Source organism: Novosphingobium sp. 17-62-19 (assembly GCF_002256775.1).
Taxonomy (GTDB): Bacteria; Pseudomonadota; Alphaproteobacteria; order Sphingomonadales; family Sphingomonadaceae; genus Novosphingobium.
Window position 1 is genome coordinate 1 of sequence record NZ_NCII01000065.1, and the last position, 18,414, is coordinate 18,414.

General features: G+C 60.8%; 14 protein-coding genes. 10 read left to right on the top strand and 4 right to left on the bottom strand.

The window, feature by feature from the left end; translation table 11 throughout:
- Positions 1 to 649, top strand: a 649-nt coding sequence (locus B7X90_RS12345; RefSeq protein ID WP_292624866.1) for an Hsp70 family protein, incomplete at its 5' end; no start/stop codon positions are given.
- Positions 650 to 719: 70 nt separating this feature from the next.
- Positions 720 to 1,856: a molecular chaperone DnaJ gene (dnaJ, locus tag B7X90_RS12350; RefSeq protein ID WP_292624867.1), complete on the top strand. Its 1,137-nt coding sequence runs from the start codon at positions 720 to 722 to the stop codon at positions 1,854 to 1,856.
- Positions 1,857 to 1,977: 121 nt separating this feature from the next.
- Here the strand turns inward: dnaJ and B7X90_RS12355 are convergent, their stop codons facing one another.
- Positions 1,978 to 4,287 carry a patatin-like protein gene (locus B7X90_RS12355; protein ID WP_292624868.1) on the bottom strand — a complete coding sequence of 770 codons (2,310 nt, stop codon included), beginning with the start codon at positions 4,285 to 4,287 and terminating at the stop codon, positions 1,978 to 1,980.
- 239 nt (positions 4,288 to 4,526) lie between these two features.
- Here B7X90_RS12355 and B7X90_RS12360 point away from each other — a divergent pair, with 239 nt between their 5' ends.
- The 5 genes from B7X90_RS12360 to B7X90_RS12380 all read left to right on the top strand — a co-directional run bounded on the left by B7X90_RS12360 (position 4,527) and on the right by B7X90_RS12380 (position 12,154).
- Positions 4,527 to 5,912 carry a TIGR03013 family XrtA/PEP-CTERM system glycosyltransferase gene (locus B7X90_RS12360; RefSeq protein WP_292624870.1) on the top strand — a complete coding sequence of 462 codons (1,386 nt, stop codon included), beginning with the start codon at positions 4,527 to 4,529 and terminating at the stop codon, positions 5,910 to 5,912.
- Positions 5,913 to 5,920: 8 nt separating this feature from the next.
- Positions 5,921 to 8,068, top strand: coding sequence for an XrtA/PEP-CTERM system histidine kinase PrsK (gene prsK, locus B7X90_RS12365; protein WP_292624871.1), 2,148 nt, complete (start codon positions 5,921 to 5,923; stop codon positions 8,066 to 8,068).
- Positions 8,068 to 9,444, top strand: a complete 1,377-nt coding sequence (gene prsR / locus B7X90_RS12370) for a PEP-CTERM-box response regulator transcription factor (protein ID WP_292624873.1) — start codon at positions 8,068 to 8,070, stop codon at positions 9,442 to 9,444. Before prsK ends, prsR begins: the two co-directional genes overlap by 1 nt.
- The gene (locus B7X90_RS12375; RefSeq protein ID WP_292624874.1) at positions 9,410 to 11,023 is read left to right on the top strand and encodes a tetratricopeptide repeat protein; all 1,614 of its coding nucleotides are present in this window, start codon (positions 9,410 to 9,412) and stop codon (positions 11,021 to 11,023) included. The genes prsR and B7X90_RS12375 overlap by 35 nt, the downstream gene beginning before the upstream one ends.
- Positions 11,024 to 11,095: 72 nt before the next feature.
- Positions 11,096 to 12,154 (top strand): CaiB/BaiF CoA-transferase family protein, encoded by a 1,059-nt coding sequence (locus B7X90_RS12380; RefSeq protein ID WP_292624876.1) that lies wholly within the window; start codon positions 11,096 to 11,098, stop codon positions 12,152 to 12,154.
- Between the two features lie 3 nt (positions 12,155 to 12,157).
- On the opposite strand, the gene B7X90_RS12385 is transcribed toward B7X90_RS12380, so the two are convergent.
- Complete coding sequence (locus tag B7X90_RS12385; protein WP_292624878.1) at positions 12,158 to 13,237, bottom strand: DUF475 domain-containing protein; 1,080 nt, start codon at positions 13,235 to 13,237, stop codon at positions 12,158 to 12,160.
- A 30-nt stretch (positions 13,238 to 13,267) separates the two neighbouring features.
- Positions 13,268 to 14,137, bottom strand: coding sequence for a 3-methyl-2-oxobutanoate hydroxymethyltransferase (gene panB / locus B7X90_RS12390; protein ID WP_292624879.1), 870 nt, complete (start codon positions 14,135 to 14,137; stop codon positions 13,268 to 13,270).
- 203 nt (positions 14,138 to 14,340) lie between these two features.
- On the opposite strand from panB, the gene B7X90_RS12395 reads away from it, so the two are divergent.
- The gene (locus B7X90_RS12395; protein ID WP_292624880.1) at positions 14,341 to 15,861 is read left to right on the top strand and encodes an amino acid permease; all 1,521 of its coding nucleotides are present in this window, start codon (positions 14,341 to 14,343) and stop codon (positions 15,859 to 15,861) included.
- An 89-nt stretch (positions 15,862 to 15,950) separates the two neighbouring features.
- On the opposite strand, the gene B7X90_RS12400 is transcribed toward B7X90_RS12395, so the two are convergent.
- A complete protein-coding gene (locus tag B7X90_RS12400; RefSeq protein WP_292624882.1) occupies positions 15,951 to 16,433 on the bottom strand; it encodes a pyridoxamine 5'-phosphate oxidase family protein in 483 nt (160 codons plus the stop codon).
- A gap of 163 nt (positions 16,434 to 16,596) precedes the next feature.
- Here B7X90_RS12400 and B7X90_RS12405 point away from each other — a divergent pair, with 163 nt between their 5' ends.
- Positions 16,597 to 17,844, top strand: a complete 1,248-nt coding sequence (locus B7X90_RS12405) for a putative DNA modification/repair radical SAM protein (protein ID WP_292624884.1) — start codon at positions 16,597 to 16,599, stop codon at positions 17,842 to 17,844.
- Entirely contained in the window at positions 17,841 to 18,359 is a 519-nt protein-coding gene (locus B7X90_RS12410; protein ID WP_292624887.1) for a DUF4130 domain-containing protein, read from the top strand. Before B7X90_RS12405 ends, B7X90_RS12410 begins: the two co-directional genes overlap by 4 nt.
- The last annotated feature ends 55 nt before the right edge of the window (positions 18,360 to 18,414 follow it).

Sequence of the window (18,414 nt, forward strand, 5' to 3'; positions counted from 1 at the left end):
GAAGAGCCAGGTCTATTCGACTGCCGAGGACAATCAGCAGGCGGTGACGATCCGGGTGTTCCAGGGCGAGCGCGAGATGGCGCAGGACAACAAGATGCTGGGCCAGTTCGATCTGGTGGGCATCCCGTCCGCACGCCGCGGTGTTCCGCAGATCGAGGTAACGTTCGACATCGACGCCAACGGCATCGTCAACGTTTCGGCCAAGGACAAGGGCACCGGCAAGGAACAGCAGATCCGCATCCAGGCTTCGGGCGGGCTTTCGGACGCAGACATCGACCAGATGGTCCGCGATGCCGAGAAGTTTGCCGACGAGGACAAGAAGCGCCGTGCCGAGGCCGAAGCCAAGAACAACGCTGAAAGCCTGATCCACGCGACCGAACGCCAGCTTGAAGAGAATGGTGACAAGGTTGACGCAGACCTCAAGGCTGAAATCGAAGCGGCTATTGCCGAAGCCAAGACGGCTGTCGAAAGCGGCAATGTCGATGACATGACTGCCAAGACACAGGCGCTGACCGACAAGGCCATGAAGATGGGCCAGGCGATCTATGAGAAGGAGCAGGCTGCTGCTGCTTCGCCGGATGCGCAGGCTCCGAAAGCTGACGACGATGTGGTCGACGCCGAGTTTTCGGAAGTCGACGACACCAAGTGATGTTGCGATGAAACTGGCCCGCCGCTTGCGTGAATGCGCTGGCGGCGGGCCTTCGCGTTAGGGAAGCGCAATGTCGGCCGAAATCGATTTCTACGAACTGCTCGAAGTAGAGCGGACTGCGGACGAGAAAGTCCTCAAGTCTGCATACCGAAAACTCGCCATGAAGTTCCACCCGGACAAGAATCCGGGCTGTGCGGACAGTGAGGCGAAGTTCAAGCAGATCAACGAAGCCTATGCCTGCCTGTCAGACCCGCAGAAGCGCGCGGCCTATGATCGCTATGGCCATGCCGCTTTCCAGCAGGGTGGTGGCGGAAATCCGGGCGGCTTTGGCGGCGGCGGGGATTTTGGCGATATCGGCGATATCTTCGAGACGATTTTCGGCGGCGCATTCGGTGGCGGCGGTGGCCGTCAGCAGGCGCGGCGCGGGGCGGACCTGCGCTATGACATGGAAATCACGCTGGAAGATGCGTTCCACGGCAAAGACACCGAAATCGAGGTTGAAGTTTCGCAGAAGTGCGATCCTTGCGGCGGTTCGGGTGCAACGCCGGGTACATCTGCAAGGCGCTGCAATCTGTGCAAGGGCCACGGAAAGGTCCGCGCGCAGCAGGGCTTCTTCATGGTGGAGCGGGCCTGCCCGACCTGTCATGGGCGCGGCGAAGTCATTGAATCGCCGTGCAAGCATTGCCGTGGCGAAGGCCGTGTGGATGCCGAACAGCGGTTGCAGGTGAACATTCCGGCGGGTGTTGACAACGGCACGCGCATCCGGTTGTCAGGCAAGGGTGAGGCGGGTCCATTCGGCGCGCCCGCAGGTGACCTTTACCTGTTCCTGCACATCAAGCGGCACAACGTTTTCGAACGTGAAGGCACCACGCTGCTGACGCGTTGCCCGATCAGCTTCACCACGGCCTCGCTGGGTGGTGAGATCGAGATTCCGGGTATGGACGGAAACGTCCACATGATCGACATTCCGGCGGGTATCCAGTCGGGCAAGCAGTTGCGCAAGCGCGGTGCGGGTATGCCTGTGCTGCAAGGGCGCGGGATTGGCGATCTGGTGGTGGAAATCCACGTGGAGACGCCGACCAAGCTTTCGGCGCGGCAGAAGGAACTGCTGCGAGAGTTTCAGGCGACGGAGACGGGAGATGAATCTCCGCAGTCGAAGGGGTTCTTTGACCGGATCAAGGACGCGTGGACGGATTTGACGGAATAGCGCTGTCTCCGCATAGCGAGACCTCCGTGCGCCCCCGCGAAGGCGGGGGCCTCAGGCGCATGACGCAAGGGTGGTTGAAACCTCCTGAGGCCCCCGCCTTCGCGGGGGAGCAGGTTTTTGGTTAGCCGAACGCCGCAACAATTTCTGCCCTGATGCGGTCGATCAGGCCCGGTTCGGCCACCAACCGGCCTTGCTCTTCTTCCAATATCGCCAGAAACGCATCGCGTTTGAATTCTGCGATGACCTCTGCACCAAGTGGTTCCTCCACCGTCGAAGCGATGAGGTCTATCGTGCGTTCAGCGCCATGGAGGCGGCCCCACAAGTAGTCATTTTCACGGTAGGCGCGGCTGAAGAAAGCGCCGAAGTTGAAGAATTCCACCCCGCGCAGGCAGGCGAATGTGCCGCCTTTGCGGATTGAGGTGGCATCATCGGGCGAGATGCGATCGACCTTTACCGGGTCGAATTCGCCCATGCCTTCGCCCTGCAACAGTGGCAGCGTGGCGATATCGTAGAACGGGAAGCCGAGATAGGCGTGGAGGAAGCGGCGGCGCAGCGGCTTGTCCATGCTTTCCAGAGCCGCGACGAGCAGCCCGTCGACTTGCAGATCAAGCGTGATCAGATCACGTCGCGCGGCGATGGCATTCAACACCGCGCCGGGGTCGACCGTCGCAAGAGCTGCGGTTTCGGCAAAGCCGGGGCCGAGGCCTTCGGCGGTTTCGCGCCCCTGATAGAGCGCTTGCGCCCGGTAGACCGCATCGCGGGCCGCTTCGCGCGAGGCAGGCTCAATCGCTTCGCCAGCGTCCCAATCCCGCGTGAGGCGCCGGGAAAGAAGTTTCAGGCGGCGGATTCGGAATGCAAGATCGTGGGTTCGGAAAAACACCACGGCTTCGGGAGTTGCGCCGCCGCGCAGGGTAGAGAGACGGTCCAGACCATTGGTTGCGAGATGTTGCCACAGGGCGGTTTCCACGTCCGCCTCATTGGCAGCTTGTGGCGCGGCCTGATGGATCAGGCAGGCCAGATCAGCGACAATCCCGGAGAGCTTGGTCTGGGCATAGCCATGGAAAGCGAACCCGGCACGTTCGGCGGCGGATTGCTGAGCCTTGTTGCGCCAGGTGGTAAGACGGCGCTGGTTGGGCCAATCGAAGAACAGCGTGCGACCGAACAGGGATTCCACCGTGTCCTCGATTTCAGGCCGCAGGGCATCGACGATCACGCGAAGGCGCGCGCGTTGGCGGGACTGGCGTTCAAGCGCTTCGAGGTTATCGCGGATCGGCTGTTCGCGCGGGATTGAGGAGAGTGAGCCGAAGATGGCCGAGAAGAAGCCGACCGTGCGGCCCCCCTTGGGCGCAATGCGCATGTGATCCGGGCTGGGATCGATGTAGACAAAGCGGCGGTCCACTTCACGCCGGGCGGGGCGATCACGCAAGACGTCTATGGCCTGCGCGAAGGGACGGTTCACCAGCACTGCGCCATCGACCAGCGCGACGCTTTCTGTCGTGCCGCGCCGGGCGTGGGTGGGCATGATGCGTTCGATGAAGTGTTGGCGGGTGGGCCAAGTGTTGCCACGTTCGGCCACCAGCCTGTCTATCTCGTCCAGCACCAGCGGCGGGAATGCACCGGGGAAACTGGCGGTAGATCGGGCAGCGAGGACCAGTTCGGGGCAGGGGGCAAGATCACGGTCCGGCCCGCGCGTCATGGTGCGACGGAACCCGATGGACAGGCGATGTTCGCTTTCCACGACGACTTCGGGGCTGTTGAGGCGGAGTTCCTCAAGGTGGCCGTTAAAATCGGTGGCAGTGACCAGCAGATCTATCGGGTGACCTTCGGGCAGGAGCGGATCACCCATCGGGGTTTGGGCCATCGCATCCAGCGCGTCTGCGATCATGCGCGAAAAGCCGATGCCACTGAACGGCGGGGCGAACCAGCGCGCGCGGATCAGGCGGGAGACTTTGCGGCGCACTTCCGAGCGCGTTTCGGGTGCGACCGTGCTGCTGACGACATTGCCGGGGCGCTTCAGGACAAACCAGACTAGGGGCTGTGCCCAGAATTTGGCGAGCGCGCTCCACGGCTTGGCATCAGGATCGAGCAGCGCGTCAATGTCGGCGCGTTCGAGCCACATGGCGGTCAAGGGTTCGAGACTTTGCCCGGTGGCGATGGCTTGGGCGAGGAAAACGCCGTTGATGCCCCCCGCGCTCGCGCCCGATATTATGTCTGGCAGGAGGCGCAGTCGCAGATCGCGAGTTAGGGCGATCTCTTCAAACAGGCGGAGATAGACCGCTTCAACGCCTTGGGGGTTTGGTCCTTCAGGGCAATGGAACGCGCGGCTGGCGCGGGTGGCGCGCCACAGCTCCTTGGTGACGCCATGCATGTATACGGCAAGGCTGATGCCACCGTAACAGACAAGGGCAATCCGCAGTTCTTTCTGCCGCATAGGTGCACAATGGCAGGGTTGGGTTCGGCTCGCCAGTGCCAACTTGCACGGGATCGATTGTAAGCAATGCCGACAGCGAAAATAGCCCATCGCTAAAAAGTATCTGAAATATAGCGATATTTTTTGATTTATCTGCCTGTGCTTGATTGTCAGGGTAACCGACGCTTTACCCTTTGCGGTGTAAGGCCTTGGGCGAAGGGGCCATTCCGCGCCCCGCTGGGGTGACGAGCGCCGATCTGATGATCCGCCTGTTCAAACATTATATCCCGCATTCGGTCCTGCTTCTGGGCCTGCTGGACTTTGTGCTGCTGATTTGTGCGGGCGAGATCAGCTGGCAGGTGCGTGCTCACCAGATCGGCATGGATCCGGGCGCTGTGTCGCTGCGGACTACTCCATTGCTGCTGTTTGCAAGCATGGTACTGATGGCGATGATAGCGGTCGGGGTCTATGGCTCTGACGCGCTGCGATCCATGCGCTATGCCACGGCGCGGCTTTTGGTGGCGGTGAGCCTCGGCATCATTGCGCTGTCGGTAGTCTATTTCCTGCTGCCGGGACGCACGCTGTGGCGATCCAACCTGCTCTACGCGATGTTCTTCGGAATGATCTTTCTGGTTGCGATCCGGCTGTTGCTCGGCGGATTGTTGGGGACCTCTGCGTTCCGTAGGCGTGTTTTGGTGCTGGGCGCAGGTGCGCGGGCCGAGCGGTTGCGCCAGCTGGGCGAACGGCCTGAAGCAGGCTTTGCTATCGTCGGCTACATCGGCATGAGCAGCGCGGCGCCCGTGGTGATCGAGGCAATCCATCGCGATGCCATCAACAACATGACGCGCTACGTCGAGAATCTTGGCGTTAGCGAAGTGGTGTTGGCGCTGGAGGAGAGGCGCAATGCGCTGCCGCTGAAAGACCTGCTGCGGATCAAGACCACCGGCGTCCACGTGAATGATTTTTCCACCTTCCTTGAGCGTGAGACGGGACGTGTGGACCTCGACACAGTCAACCCGAGCTGGTTGATCTTTTCGGACGGGTTCTCGTCGGGCCGGGCGCTTTCGAGCGCGGCCAAGCGGATCTTCGACATTGCGGCAAGCCTTCTGCTCCTGTCGCTGACCTTGCCAGTAATCGTGTTGTTCGCGTTGTTGGTGAAGATCGACAGCAAGGGACCGGCATTCTATCGCCAGCGCCGCGTCGGGCTCTATGGGCAGACGTTCAACGTTATAAAGCTGCGTTCGATGCGCATTGATGCCGAAGTGGCTGGCGCGCAGTTTGCGCAGGAGAACGACCCGCGCGTGACGCGTATCGGCCGTTTCATCCGCAAAGTGCGGATCGACGAACTGCCACAGACCTGGAGTGTACTGAAAGGCGAGATGAGCTTCGTCGGCCCGCGCCCGGAACGGCCGGAGTTCGTGGCCGAGCTGGAAGAACAACTGCCTTACTACGCCGAGCGTCACATGGTGAAACCGGGGATCACAGGCTGGGCGCAGATCAACTACCCCTATGGCGCATCGCTTGCCGATTCCCGGCACAAGCTGGAATACGACCTGTACTACGCCAAGAACTACACGCCATTTCTTGACCTGCTTATCCTTCTGCAGACGCTGCGCGTCGTGCTGTGGTCGGAAGGGGCGAGGTAGAGTCTGCTATGACGAGTCCCTTTACCTGGGCTGGCTTTGGGCAATGGGCATTCGCCGCCTCGGCGTTTGCCTTCCTGCTGCTCGTCGGCTGGCGTTGGGACAGGCGGCGGCGTGACAAGGAGGCCACTGGCCTTGCGGAAATCGTAGCCTTTGCGCTGACGGCGGTGTGGGCTTTGGTGGTGGCGGGGACCGGTGCGGACACGCCGATTTCGCAACTCTTCGAATCGTTCCGCAGCCTTGGCTGGCTCGCATTGGCTTTTGCCTTGTTCACCCGCGATGGCCGCCATGCGAGTGTGGCACCGATCCGGCCGATGATGGCAGCGCTGGTCTTTGTCGAGCTGCTGCAGCCGCTCCTGTTCCTGATGACCCTGCGCGAAGGGACCAATGCCGTTGCGCTGGGCATGATCTTCCACATTTCCGTGCTGTTCCGCCTGCTGGTGGCAACAGGCGCGCTGGTGCTGGTGCACAACCTCTATGCAGGTGCGATGGCGACCCAGCGCGCGGCGCTGCGGTGGACCTGCGCCGCGATGGCGATGATCTGGGGCTACGATCTCAACCTCTATACCATCGCCTATCTGGCGCGCTCCATGCCGCCAGAACTTGCTGCATTGCGCGGGCTGGCTCAGCTTGGCGCGATAGGGTTGCTGGTGATCGGTGCAGTGCGAGGGCGTTCAGCGCTGCGCTTTTCCCCTTCGCGCGCAGTGGCGTTCCAGTCGCTTTCGCTGCTGGTGATCGGGGCGTACATGCTGGTCATGGTTGGCGCGGCGCAATCGCTGGCGTGGCTGGGTGGCAATTCAAGCCAGCTGGCGCAACTGGGCTTCATTTTTGTCAGCAGCGTATTTGTCTTAGCGATTTTGCCATCGGGCCGGGTGCGCGGTTGGTTAAAGGTCATGCTGGCCAAGCATTTCTTCCAGCACCGCTATGATTATCGCGCCGAATGGCTGCGCTTTACGCGCACCATCGGACGCGCTGGAGCCCAAACTCCGCCGCTGCATGAGCGGGTGGTACAGGCGCTGGCCGACATTACCGACAGCGCGGCCGGGCTCCTGCTGGTTCCGGCGGAAAGCGGCGAGTTGGTGCTTGCCTCGCGTTGGCAGTGGCTGACAGCAGATGTCCCCGGCGAGGCGTTGTCAACTGATCACGTGCCGTTTTTTGAAAAGCACAACTTCATCGTCGATCTGGATGAAGTGCGGGCAGGAATCGACTTTCAGGGCGAGCGCGCAGTGGTGCCTGAATGGCTCTTCGAGGAGCATTCAGCCTGGGCGCTGGTTCCACTGCTGCACTTTGACAGGCTGGTCGGGCTGGTTGTGCTTGCTCGCCCGGCCGTGGCGCGCAAGCTGGATTGGGAAGATTTCGACCTGCTGCGCGTGGTGGGGATGCAGTTGGCCAGCTATCTGGCTGAACATGCCGGGCAGTCCGCGTTGCTGGAGGCGAGCCGCTTTGATGAATTCAATCGGCGCATGGCGTTTGTCATGCACGACATCAAGAACCTTGCCAGCCAGCTCAGCCTGTTATCGCGCAACGCCGAAAGACACGCCGAGAACCCTGCGTTCCGGGCAGATATGCTGATCACGCTGCGCAATTCGGCGGACAAGCTGAACGCCCTGTTGGCCCGTCTTTCACGCTATGGCGGGAGCGGTGGAGAACGGGTTGAGGATGTTGACGCGGGTGACGTGATGCGTGCGGTAGCAGCGCGCTACAACGCGCCGGGCCTGCTGCGGGTGCATGTTGTGCACGATGGTGCGTGCCATGTGCTCGCTAACCGCGAGACGCTGGAGCAGGTGCTGCTTCATCTGGTGCAGAACGCAATCGATGCCAGCCCCGAAGGTATGGCCGTGTTCTTGCAGTGCAATGTCGATGGCATCAATGGCTGCATTGAAGTGATCGATACAGGCACCGGGATGAGCGCCGAATTCATGCGTAACCGGCTGTTCAAGCCATTTGTTTCGACCAAGCCGGGGGGCTTTGGCATCGGCGCATTTGAGGCGCGTGAGATGGTGCGAACGATGCGAGGCAAGCTGGATGTTGAGAGCCGTGAGGGTCTTGGCAGCCGCTTTGCTGTGCGCCTGCCGCTGGCGGCCGCACAACCATTGATGGATTCCATACAGGGTGAACCAAAGCCTGCGGGCAGCACCCAAGGCAAGAAGGTAGCATGATGAGTGAGAGCAAGCCCGGACAGCGCCCGGTGCTGCTGATCGTCGAGGACGATCCCGGCCTTCAGGCACAGTTGAAGTGGTCCTACGAGGATTTCGACGTGTTCATCGCGGGCGACCGCGCGAGCGCACTGACCCTGCTGCGATCGGAGGAACCGTCGGTCGTGACGCTCGACCTCGGCCTGCCGCCAGACCCCGATGGTACGACAGAGGGCTTTGCCGTGCTGGACGAGATCATGAAGCTGCGCCCGCAGACAAAGGTTATCGTTGCCAGCGGCCACGGTGCCCGCGAATCTGCGCTGAAGGCCATCGAGAAGGGGGCTTACGACTTCTATCAGAAGCCGGTGGACATTGATGCCCTGGGTTTGATCGTGCGCCGCGCACTGCATCTTTCGCGGATCGAGAGTGAGAACCGTAACCTTGCGACGCGCGCAACGACCGACAACAAGGTGCTCGGTCGGATGATCACCGCGGCGCCCGAAATGATCAAGGTTGCCCGCACGATTGAGCGTGTGGCCAACACCAATGTTTCGGTCATGCTGCTGGGCGCAAGCGGGACCGGCAAGGAACTGTTGGCGAAAGGTCTGCACGATTCATCGGGCCGAGCGAACGGATCTTTCATTGCCATCAACTGCGCGGCTATCCCCGAAAATCTGCTGGAAAGCGAACTGTTCGGCCACGAGAAGGGGGCGTTCACCGGCGCGGTCAAGACGACCGAAGGCAAGATCGAACTGGCCAGCGGTGGCACGCTGTTCCTTGATGAAGTGGGCGATATTCCGCTGCAATTGCAGGTGAAACTGCTGCGCTTTTTGCAGGAACGGACCATTGAACGCATCGGTGGGCGCAAGTCCATCGAGGTCGATACCCGCATCGTCTGCGCCACACACCAAAACCTTGAGGCGATGATCGCTGATGGCCGGTTTCGCGAGGACTTGTTCTATCGCCTTGCCGAAATCGTCGTGCGCATTCCCAGTCTGGCTGAACGTCCGGGCGATGCCACACTGCTCGCCAAGACGTTCCTGATGCGTTTTGCCAAGGAAATGAATCCGCAAGTGAAGGGCCTTGCGCCCGATGCACTGGCGGCCATTGATGGCTGGAACTGGCCGGGCAATGTGCGAGAGCTTGAAAACCGGGTGAAGCGCGCGGTGATCATGGCCGATGGCAAGCTGGTGACTGCCGCCGACCTCGACCTGCCGGGCAGCGAGAGCGAGGACAGCGCGCCGCTCAACCTCAAGACGGCGCGCGAAGTGACTGACCGAAAAGTCATCCGCCATGCACTCGCGCGCAGCGAAGGCAATATCTCCAGCACGGCCCGCCTGCTGGGCATCAGCCGACCGACGCTCTATGATTTGCTCAAGCAGTACGATCTCCAGAATTAGAACCTTTGCCGCGATTTGCGCGCTTGCCGCATTGGTCGCAGGGCCGGTGCGTGGCGACGCGTCGCCTGATGCGCTGGCCAAAGCTCGCGCGGCTTTGGCCAAAGGTGACGGGATCGCGGCGCAAGTGCCTTTGCAGCAGGCACTGCGCCAAGGCGTGCAGGGTGATGTCGTGCGTGCTGCACTTGGTGAGGCGTTGTTGCTGGAAAGCGACCGTCGCAAAGCGCGAGAGGTGCTTTATGGCGGAGATTTCGCGCCTGAAAGCGCAGCGCGTGGCTGGCAGATGCGTGGCCGACTGGAACTGGCTGAAGGGCGGCTGATCGAAGCCGGGCAAGCGTTTGACCAATCGTACCGGATCAACGCTGAAAACGCCTCGCTGTGGACCGACATCGGTCGTTTGCGTTTCATTGGGGGTGAACATGCGCAAGCGATCGAAGCGGCAGAGCGTGCGATCAAGCTTGATCCAAAAGATCCGCGCGCGCTGGAACTGCGAGGACTGTTGATCCGCGAGCAATTTGGTCTGCAATCCGCGCTGCCCTGGTTTGAAACAGGGTTGCAGATTGCGCCAAACGACGTTGGCCTGCTCAGCGAATACGCAGCCACACTGGGTGAGCTGGGTCAATATCGTGCAATGCTGATCGTGTGTCGCAAACTGGCGAAAGTCGATCGAGGCAATGAACGTGCGCTCTATCTGCAAGCTGTGCTGGCAGCGCGGGCCGGGCAGACTACGCTGGCGCGTAAGATCCTGATGCAGACTGGCAAGGCTCTGCGCAATCTACCGGCAGCGATCATGCTCAATGGAATTCTTGAATACCGGTCTGGGAATGCAAACCTTGCGGTCGAGCATTTCGACCGGTTGGTGCGGATGCAACCGGACAATATGCAGGCTCGCATGATGCTGGTGCGTACGCTGCGTAGCCGGGGGTTGAATGCACAGGCGGTGCAGGCTGCGGGTATCTGGGCGAATCTGCAATCGGCCCCCCCTTATCTGCTGCAATTGACCGGGGAAGCCTATCTCGCTCAGGGCAACAAGAGGGAGGCGGCGACGCTGTTCGCGCGTGCCGATGACGATGGACAGAGGCCATCAGAATTCCTGTCGGCAGGCCAGCCGCTTGGGGTGCTCGCCATCAATTATGGCGATGGCCCCAATCTCGCGGGCAATGCGGTGCCGTACATTCGCGGGCTGATTGAGGCTGGTGAGGACCGGCAGGCGATTGCCGTTGCTGATCGCTTGAAGCTTGCCAATCCGGGAGCTGCCGAAGCATGGCTGCTGGCGGGGGATGCGCGGCTGATCGCGAACGATGCCATGGGCGCGTTGGACCAGTATGGCCGTGCCGCACTGATCAGATTCAACTTGCCTACCTTGCAGCGGATCGACCACGCGCTACGCTTGCTGGGGCGCGATGCAGAAGCCAATGCCGTGGCGGCGCGCTATCTTTATCAGAACCCCGGCAGCCCACAGGCGCTGAAGTTGCTGTCGAATGGGCGGGCTGCTGTGAATGACATTTCTGGCGCCGAGCGTATCGAGGTCGTGCTGATGGCGCGTGGTCTGCGAAATCGACAATCGCATAATCCGTCATGAACTCGGCGCTCGACAGCCTATGATCGTCGGACTACTCCCAATTCAATCAAGCGGTTAAATCGGGAGGGAATGATGGCAGGCACACTCGATGGACTGACCATTCTGGAATTCGCGGGGATCGGCCCGGGGCCTTTTGCCTGCATGATGCTGGCCGACCACGGTGCGCGCGTGATCCGCATTGATCGTCCATCCAAAGGCCAACGCGTCGGCGATGAAGGCCAGCGGGATATCCTTAACCGCAATCGTGAGCGTATCGAGCTTGACCTGAAGGACCCCGCGTCCATCGCGCGGATCCGCGAAATGGTGAAAGAGGCCGATGCCATCATCGAAGGCTATCGCCCCGGTGTGATGGAGCGGCTGGGCTTGGGGCCGGACGTGTTGCTGGCTGACAATCCGAAGCTCGTGTTCGGGCGCATGACGGGCTGGGGGCAGGACGGACCGATGGCCCCGCTGGCCGGACATGACATCAACTATATCGCACTTGCGGGCGCGCTGCACTCCTTCGGGTCGGCAGGGGGAAAGCCGCAGTTCCCGGTAAACCTCGTCGGCGATTTTGGTGGCGGCGGGATGCTGATGGCGTTCGGTGTGATGGCGGCGGTGTTTTCCGCGCAGCGGACGGGCAAGGGGCAAGTGGTCGATTGCGCGATGGTCGATGGCGCGGCGATCCTGTCAGCTATGACCTACACGTTTCTTGGCAATGGCCGCTGGCAGGACGAGCGTGGCGTCAACCTGCTTGATGGCGGCGCGCATTTCTATGACACCTACGAAACTGCGGACGGAAAGTACGTTTCTATCGGCTCCATCGAGCCGCAGTTCTATGCGCTGCTGCTGGAAAAGACCGGGCTGGCCGATGATCCTGACTTCGCAGCGCAGATGGATCCGCGCAACTGGCCCAAGCTGAAAGAGCGGCTGACCGCGCTGTTCCTGAAAAAGACCCGCAGCGAATGGTGCGCGATAATGGATGGCACGGACATCTGCTTTGCTCCGGTGCTGAGTCTGCGCGAGGCTCCCAACCATCCACACAACGCAGCACGCGGCACTTTTGTCGAGGATCAGGGCATGGTCATGCCCGCACCCGCGCCGCGCTTCCTTGGCACGCCAGCGCCCAAGCCATCCTTGGCCGGGCGCTAGCCCTCAGTCCGCGCGCACGGCGGCTTCAATCTCTGCATCGGGATGAAGATCGGGATGAAGCCGCTTGTGGCGGACCGACCACCACAGAGAAATGCCGATCAGCGCCGCACCGATCAGGCCAGTGATGGTCTCTGGAATGTGGAACTTGGCCGAAAGCAGCATGATAGCGCCCAGCGCAATGATCGCCCAGAACGCGCCATGTTCAAGGAAGCGGTATTCGGAAAGCGTGCCTTTCTTGACCAGCATGATGGTCATCGAGCGCACGAACATCGCGCCGATCGACAGGCCCAGCGCAATGACGACCATATTGTTCGAAAGCGCGAAGGCCCCGATCACACCGTCAAAGCTGAACGAGGCGTCCAGCACGTTGAGGTAGAGGAAACCGCCAAGACCTGAACGGACCACAAGCCCCGCTGCCTTCTGCGCTTCGTCCCGCATCTCAAGAATCGTGCCGAGCGCTTCGACCGCGATGAAGGTGACAAGGCCAAGCACACCTGAAACCATGAAGGTCAGCGCGTCAGCATCGGAAAGCAGCAGCGAGATGCCATAGATTGCCAGCAGCAGCAGCGCGATTTCCGCCGCCTTCACGTTGGAGACCAGTGCCAGCTTCTCTTCCACCCACTTGATCCAGTGAACTTCCTTCTCGCCATCGAAGAAGAACGACAGGCCGACCATCGCCAGGAATGCGCCGCCAAAGCCTGCGATACCCACATGGGCGCTGCTGACGATTTCTTCATAGCGCTTGGGATCGTTGAGCGAGAGGTTCAGCGCCTCAACCGGACCAAGCCCCGCAGCGACCGCCACAATGGCCAGCGGGAACACGATACGCATTCCGAACACCGCGATGATCATGCCCCAGGTGAGAAACCGCTTCTGCCATATCTCGTCCATCTCTTCGAGCACCGCAGCGTTGACCACGGCGTTGTCGAACGACAGCGAAATTTCAAGGATCGACAGCACGAACACGATCCACAGCAACGAAAGCGTGCCGCCGGTCGTGCCGGTTTGCATCCAGCCATAGGCTACGGCGAGCGCGAGGCACACCAGCGTGAAGAGAATCGATCCCTTGTAAAAGCGCAGCAAGCTGAATTCCCCTGATTGACGCCTTGGCGCTTACTTCGGCTGGTAGGTCTGTTCAATGCCGGGGAAGCTGCGTGTCCGCACTTCTTCTGCATAACGTGCCGCAGCACCCGAAATGGTGTCGGCGATGTTCTCGTAAATCTTCACGAAGCGTGGCACCCGTTCGAACATACCGAGCATGTCCTCGGTCACCAGCACTTGCCCGTCGCACTGCGCAGACGCACCGATTCCGATGGTGGGGCAGGGGACGGCCTGCGTGATGGCAATGGCGATGGGTTCGACCACGCCCTCAATCACGATGGCGAACGCGCCAGCGTCCGACAGGGCCCTGGCGTCACCGACGATCTTCGCCGCTTCGGCCTCGCTTCGGCCTCGCGCGTTGTAGCCGCCCAGCACGTTCACAGCCTGAGGCGTAAGGCCAACGTGGCCCATCACCGGAATGCCGCGTGCGGTAAGGAAGGCGACCGTTTCGGCCATGGCCTCGCCGCCCTCAAGCTTTACCGCAGCACAGCCGGTTTCTTTGAGCAAGCGCGAGGCGCTTTCGAAAGCCAGCACGGGCGATGCCTCATACGAACCGAACGGCATGTCGACTACGACTGCCGCATGGTATGAGCCGCGCACGACTGCAGCTCCGTGGGCGACCATCATGTCGAGCGTGACCGGCACCGACGATGGCAGGCCATAAATCACCTGCCCCAGCGAATCCCCCACCAACAGCAGATCGCAATGGGCATCAAGCAATTGGGCCTGCCGCGCCGTATAGGCGGTGAGCATCACCACGGGTTGTGCGGTCACGCCATCCTTCTTGCGCTGGCGGATCGCGGGGACCGTCAGCCGCTTCATCGGTGCAGGCGTGGGATTGGCGCGGCTGGTGGCCGTGTCGAGCTGGAAGGTGGTGGACATGGGCGTGCATCCTTTCCGTCAACGCCTTGGCGGGTAGTTGCTTCTAGTGGCTTGTTGCAAACCCGCAAGAGTCCTGCGCCTTTGATGGAAGTCTGGGGAAAAATGGCTTGCGTGAAAGGCCGTTCGCGCTAGCTTCGCCGCCATTAGCTGGTTTCCGGCGCAACCGTTTCGGGTTTTGCGCTGGACCAAGGCGGGAGAAATTCATGTTCGGTCGCGTCAAGCCGCTCGACGCCATTCTTGCTACTGCAGAAAAGAAATCGCTGCACCGGTCGCTCGGTGCGTTCCAGTTGACCATGCTTGGGGTCGGTGCCGTGATCGGCACCGGCATCTTCGTGCTGACTGCCGAAGCTGCGCAAAAGGCCGGGCCAGGTATGATGATCAGCTTCATCATCGCCGGCTTCGTCTGCGCCGTAGCCGCGCTGTGTTACGCCGAAATGGCGTCGATGGTGCCCGTTTCAGGCTCTGCCTACACCTACAGCTACGCCGTGATGGGCGAACTGATAGCTTGGATGGTCGGATGGGCGCTGATCCTCGAATATGCCGTGGCGGCAGGGGCGGTCAGCGTTGGCTGGTCCGGCTATGTCGTTGGCTTGATAGAAAATGCGTTCAGTATCGATATTCCCGATCTGCTGGTACGCGGTCCTTATGATGGTGGCTTGGTCAACTTGCCAGCCATGTTGATTGCAGGGCTGGTCACCTGGTTGCTGGTCATCGGCACCAAGGAAAGCGCCTCGGTCAACGCGGTGCTGGTTGCGATCAAGGTTGCGGCGCTTACACTGTTCTGCGTCTTGGCGCTGCCGGTAATGAAGATGGAGAACTTCGAACCGTTCGCCCCGCTCGGCTTTGGCGGGATTGGTGCGGCAGCGGCCTCGATCTTCTTTGCTTACGTCGGCTTCGATGCGGTCTCGACCGCAGCAGAGGAAACCAAGAATCCCCAACGCAATATGCCGATCGGCCTGATCGGCAGCCTTGCCATCTGTACCGTGTTCTATCTGCTTGTTGCTGCAGGCGTGATCGGTTCGGTAGGGGCCCAGCCAGTGCTTGATGCCGCCGGCCTCAGCATGGAACCGGGCAGCGTCGAATTGGCCCGACAGTGCGCTGCAATGGGCGATCAGGCGGTTGTCTGTTCGAAGGAGGCGCTGGCTTGGACGCTGCGTGAAATCGGCTGGCCGCAGATCGGCAACCTGATCGGCCTTGCCGCCGGGTTGGCTCTGCCGTCTGTCATCCTGATGATGATGTTCGGCCAGACCCGCATCTTCTTTGTGATGAGCCGTGACGGCTTGCTCCCAGCCTCGTTCTCGAAGATTCACCCCCGTTACAATACGCCGCACGTGATCACGATCATTACGGGCATTTTTGTGGCGCTGTTCGCGGCGTTTTTCCCGGTCGGCCTGCTCGCCAACATCTCGAACTCGGGCACGCTGTTCGCCTTTGCCGCTGTGTCGGTTGCGGTTTTGGTGATCCGCCGTCGGGAACCGAATCGCCATCGCCCGTTCCGCACCCCGGCGATCTATGTCACTGCGCCGCTGGCGTTCCTGGGCTGTGGCTATCTCTTCTACAAGCTCGATGAGAAGAGTCAGATGTTGTTCGTGGTCTGGGCCGTGATCGGGCTGATCGTGTACTACGCCTACAGCCGCAGCCGCAGTCATGTCGGCCGTGGTTTGGTAGAAGTCCACGAAAGCGATGCTGATGCACCGCCGCAGCCGGTCCCGCCGATCGACTGATCTGCCATTCACACAAACGGAAAGGGCCACCCCGCAAGGAGTGGCCCTTTTTACTATCTTCGCGTTGAACGGAGGAGGGCGTATTGCCGTTAGAGATTTGTCTCGGCAAACCCACCCTTGACGTCATTCGTTACGTCCAATCCTAGCGCCATCTTGGCCATGCCGATCACGCCCATTTCGCCTGCCCAGATTGAAGCATCGCCAAGGTTCATCCGCATGAACAGAAGGTTAGGCGAATCCGGGCCACCGGGAAACCACGCTTCAACAAAGTTGTTCCATTGCTTTTCAAGCACTGCGCGGTCGGTTTCTTCCACCAGCACGCCGTGGAAACGAGCAAACACATCGTGCCCTTTCGACGAGAACGTGGCCGTTGCTCCGCCCATTTTCGCAAAGCGGTTGTCCCGGCTTGTGAAAAACCAGATCGCACTATTGGCGCCCTTGTCGAGTTGCGCGGTCATTGGCGCGGCAGAATCTGGATCATCGTCAAGCTGAAGCATGACGTAGGGCGACGATGACATCGCCTTCCAGAATTTTTCGCGCAGTTCTTCTGGGTTGCCTTGATCATACTTCATTGGAAAAAGCCTTTCGTATCGTGACGTTGTCCGATGAACGGGGGGCGGCCAGGCTTGTTCCCCGCAAGCCTTGAAGACAGCGCTTGCGGCACCGGGTGAGTAGCAACGGGCTGCTCTCACGTTCAGGCTGGCAATATCAGCAAAAAGAACATACAAAGAACATATGTCGCAACTTACTGTTCTTGAACGCCTTGAGATCCTTGCCGATGCAGCAAAATATGATGCCTCATGCGCATCGTCGGGCACGGCCAAGCGCAACAGCAAAGGCGGTAAAGGCATTGGCTCGACGGAAGGCATGGGCATTTGCCACGCTTATGCGCCGGATGGCCGCTGCATCTCGCTGCTCAAGATCCTGCTGACCAACCATTGCGTGTTCGATTGCCACTATTGCATAAACCGCAAAAGCTCGAACACCCGCCGGGCGCGTTTCACGCCGCAGGAGGTGGTGGACCTGACGCTGTCGTTCTACCGCCGCAATTACATTGAGGGGTTGTTCCTGTCCTCAGGCATCATCAAAAGCTCCAGTCACACGATGGAGCAGATGATAGAAGTCGCGCGTATCCTGCGCGAAGAGCACGATTTTCGCGGCTACATCCACCTCAAGACTATTCCTGAGGCCGATCCCGGATTGGTCGCACAGGCGGGCCTCTATGCGGACCGGGTTTCGATCAATGTCGAATTGCCTACGGTCGCAGGTCTGACCCGCCTTGCGCCAGACAAGTCCGCGCCGCAGATCGAAGGCGCGATGGGTTCGGTAAAAGACGCTATCGTCGAGGCCAAGGACGCGCGGAAGCGGTTCCGCCATGCCCCGAAATTTGCGCCTGCAGGCCAATCCACCCAAATGATCGTGGGCGCAGACGCTGCAACCGATGCCGATATCGTCGGGCGTGCCAGCACGCTGTATGATCGCTTCCGTCTGCGCAGGGTCTATTACTCCGCCTTCAGTCCGATCCCCGATGCCAGCGCCGTTCTGCCGCTGAAGCGTCCGCCTTTGTTGCGCGAACACCGGCTCTATCAATCCGATTGGCTGATGCGCTTTTATGGCTATGCGCCGCACGAAGTGCAGCAGGCGGCAGGAAGTGACGGGATGCTTCCGCTCGATATCGATCCAAAGCTCGCATGGGCACTGCGCTTTCGTGGCGATTTCCCCGTTGATGTGAACTGTGCCCCGCGCGAGAAATTGCTGCGTGTGCCGGGGTTGGGGGTAAAAGCGGTCAACGCCCTTGTTGCTGCCCGTCGCCAGCGCCGCCTACGCCTTGCAGATGTGGGCAAACTTACCGTCTCCATCGCCAAGATGCGCCCCTTTATTGTCACCGAGGACTGGCGGCCGGTGTTGCTGACCGACCGTGCCGACCTGCGTAGCCTGGTTGCGCCTGTGGCGCGGGTCAAACAGTTGGAACTCTTTGCATGAAGCCGTTCCGCGACGTGCGTCATGTGGATTCGTTTCGCATAACGCTGTCTGCGCCTGATGATTTCGACGGCTGGCGCGATTCTGCACGTCGGATGATCTGCGCGGATATTCCGCCGGACCGGGTGACATGGGAATCGCCTGTCGACCAAACTGCAGACCTTTTCGCCCAACGCAGCAGCAGCCTGCCATCTCCCCCCGCAGGTGCTCCGCAGCCTCGTGTGTCTCGCGGCTTCCTGCAACTTGCCCAAAGCGTGATCCTTCATACTGACAAAACACGTTTCTCCCTGCTCTACAGCACACTTTGGCGGCTCCAGTCCCGCCCACGGTTGATGGACGACAAGGCTGATTCCGACGTGCGCCAGATGGAGAATCTTGCCCGACAGGTGCGGCGCGACATCCACAAGATGCGCGCCTTCGTGCGCTTCCGCGCTGTGGAGAGTGAGGGCGATGAACATTATGTCGCGTGGTTCGATGCGCGGCGACAACTACGATGGCCGGTTGAGCGGCGACTATGATGGCCGGTAGGATCGGTTGTCTGGTCTGATCGTAGGGAGGGGCGCAGCCCCGACC

Bases quoted from the DNA above. Each gene is read 5' to 3' on its own strand.
- B7X90_RS12395 (WP_292624880.1), top strand. From the start codon at position 14,341: ATGTTCGGTCGCGTCAAGCCGCTCGACGCCATTCTTGCTACTGCAGAA.
- dnaJ (WP_292624867.1), top strand. From the start codon at position 720: ATGTCGGCCGAAATCGATTTCTACGAACTGCTCGAAGTAGAGCGGACT.
- B7X90_RS12355 (WP_292624868.1), bottom strand. From the start codon at position 4,287: ATGCGGCAGAAAGAACTGCGGATTGCCCTTGTCTGTTACGGTGGCATC.
- B7X90_RS12380 (WP_292624876.1), top strand. From the start codon at position 11,096: ATGGCAGGCACACTCGATGGACTGACCATTCTGGAATTCGCGGGGATC.
- B7X90_RS12400 (WP_292624882.1), bottom strand. From the start codon at position 16,433: ATGAAGTATGATCAAGGCAACCCAGAAGAACTGCGCGAAAAATTCTGG.
- B7X90_RS12375 (WP_292624874.1), top strand. From the start codon at position 9,410: ATGATTTGCTCAAGCAGTACGATCTCCAGAATTAGAACCTTTGCCGCG.
- panB (WP_292624879.1), bottom strand. From the start codon at position 14,137: ATGTCCACCACCTTCCAGCTCGACACGGCCACCAGCCGCGCCAATCCC.
- B7X90_RS12405 (WP_292624884.1), top strand. From the start codon at position 16,597: ATGTCGCAACTTACTGTTCTTGAACGCCTTGAGATCCTTGCCGATGCA.
- B7X90_RS12360 (WP_292624870.1), top strand. From the start codon at position 4,527: ATGATCCGCCTGTTCAAACATTATATCCCGCATTCGGTCCTGCTTCTG.
- prsK (WP_292624871.1), top strand. From the start codon at position 5,921: ATGACGAGTCCCTTTACCTGGGCTGGCTTTGGGCAATGGGCATTCGCC.
- prsR (WP_292624873.1), top strand. From the start codon at position 8,068: ATGAGTGAGAGCAAGCCCGGACAGCGCCCGGTGCTGCTGATCGTCGAG.
- B7X90_RS12410 (WP_292624887.1), top strand. From the start codon at position 17,841: ATGAAGCCGTTCCGCGACGTGCGTCATGTGGATTCGTTTCGCATAACG.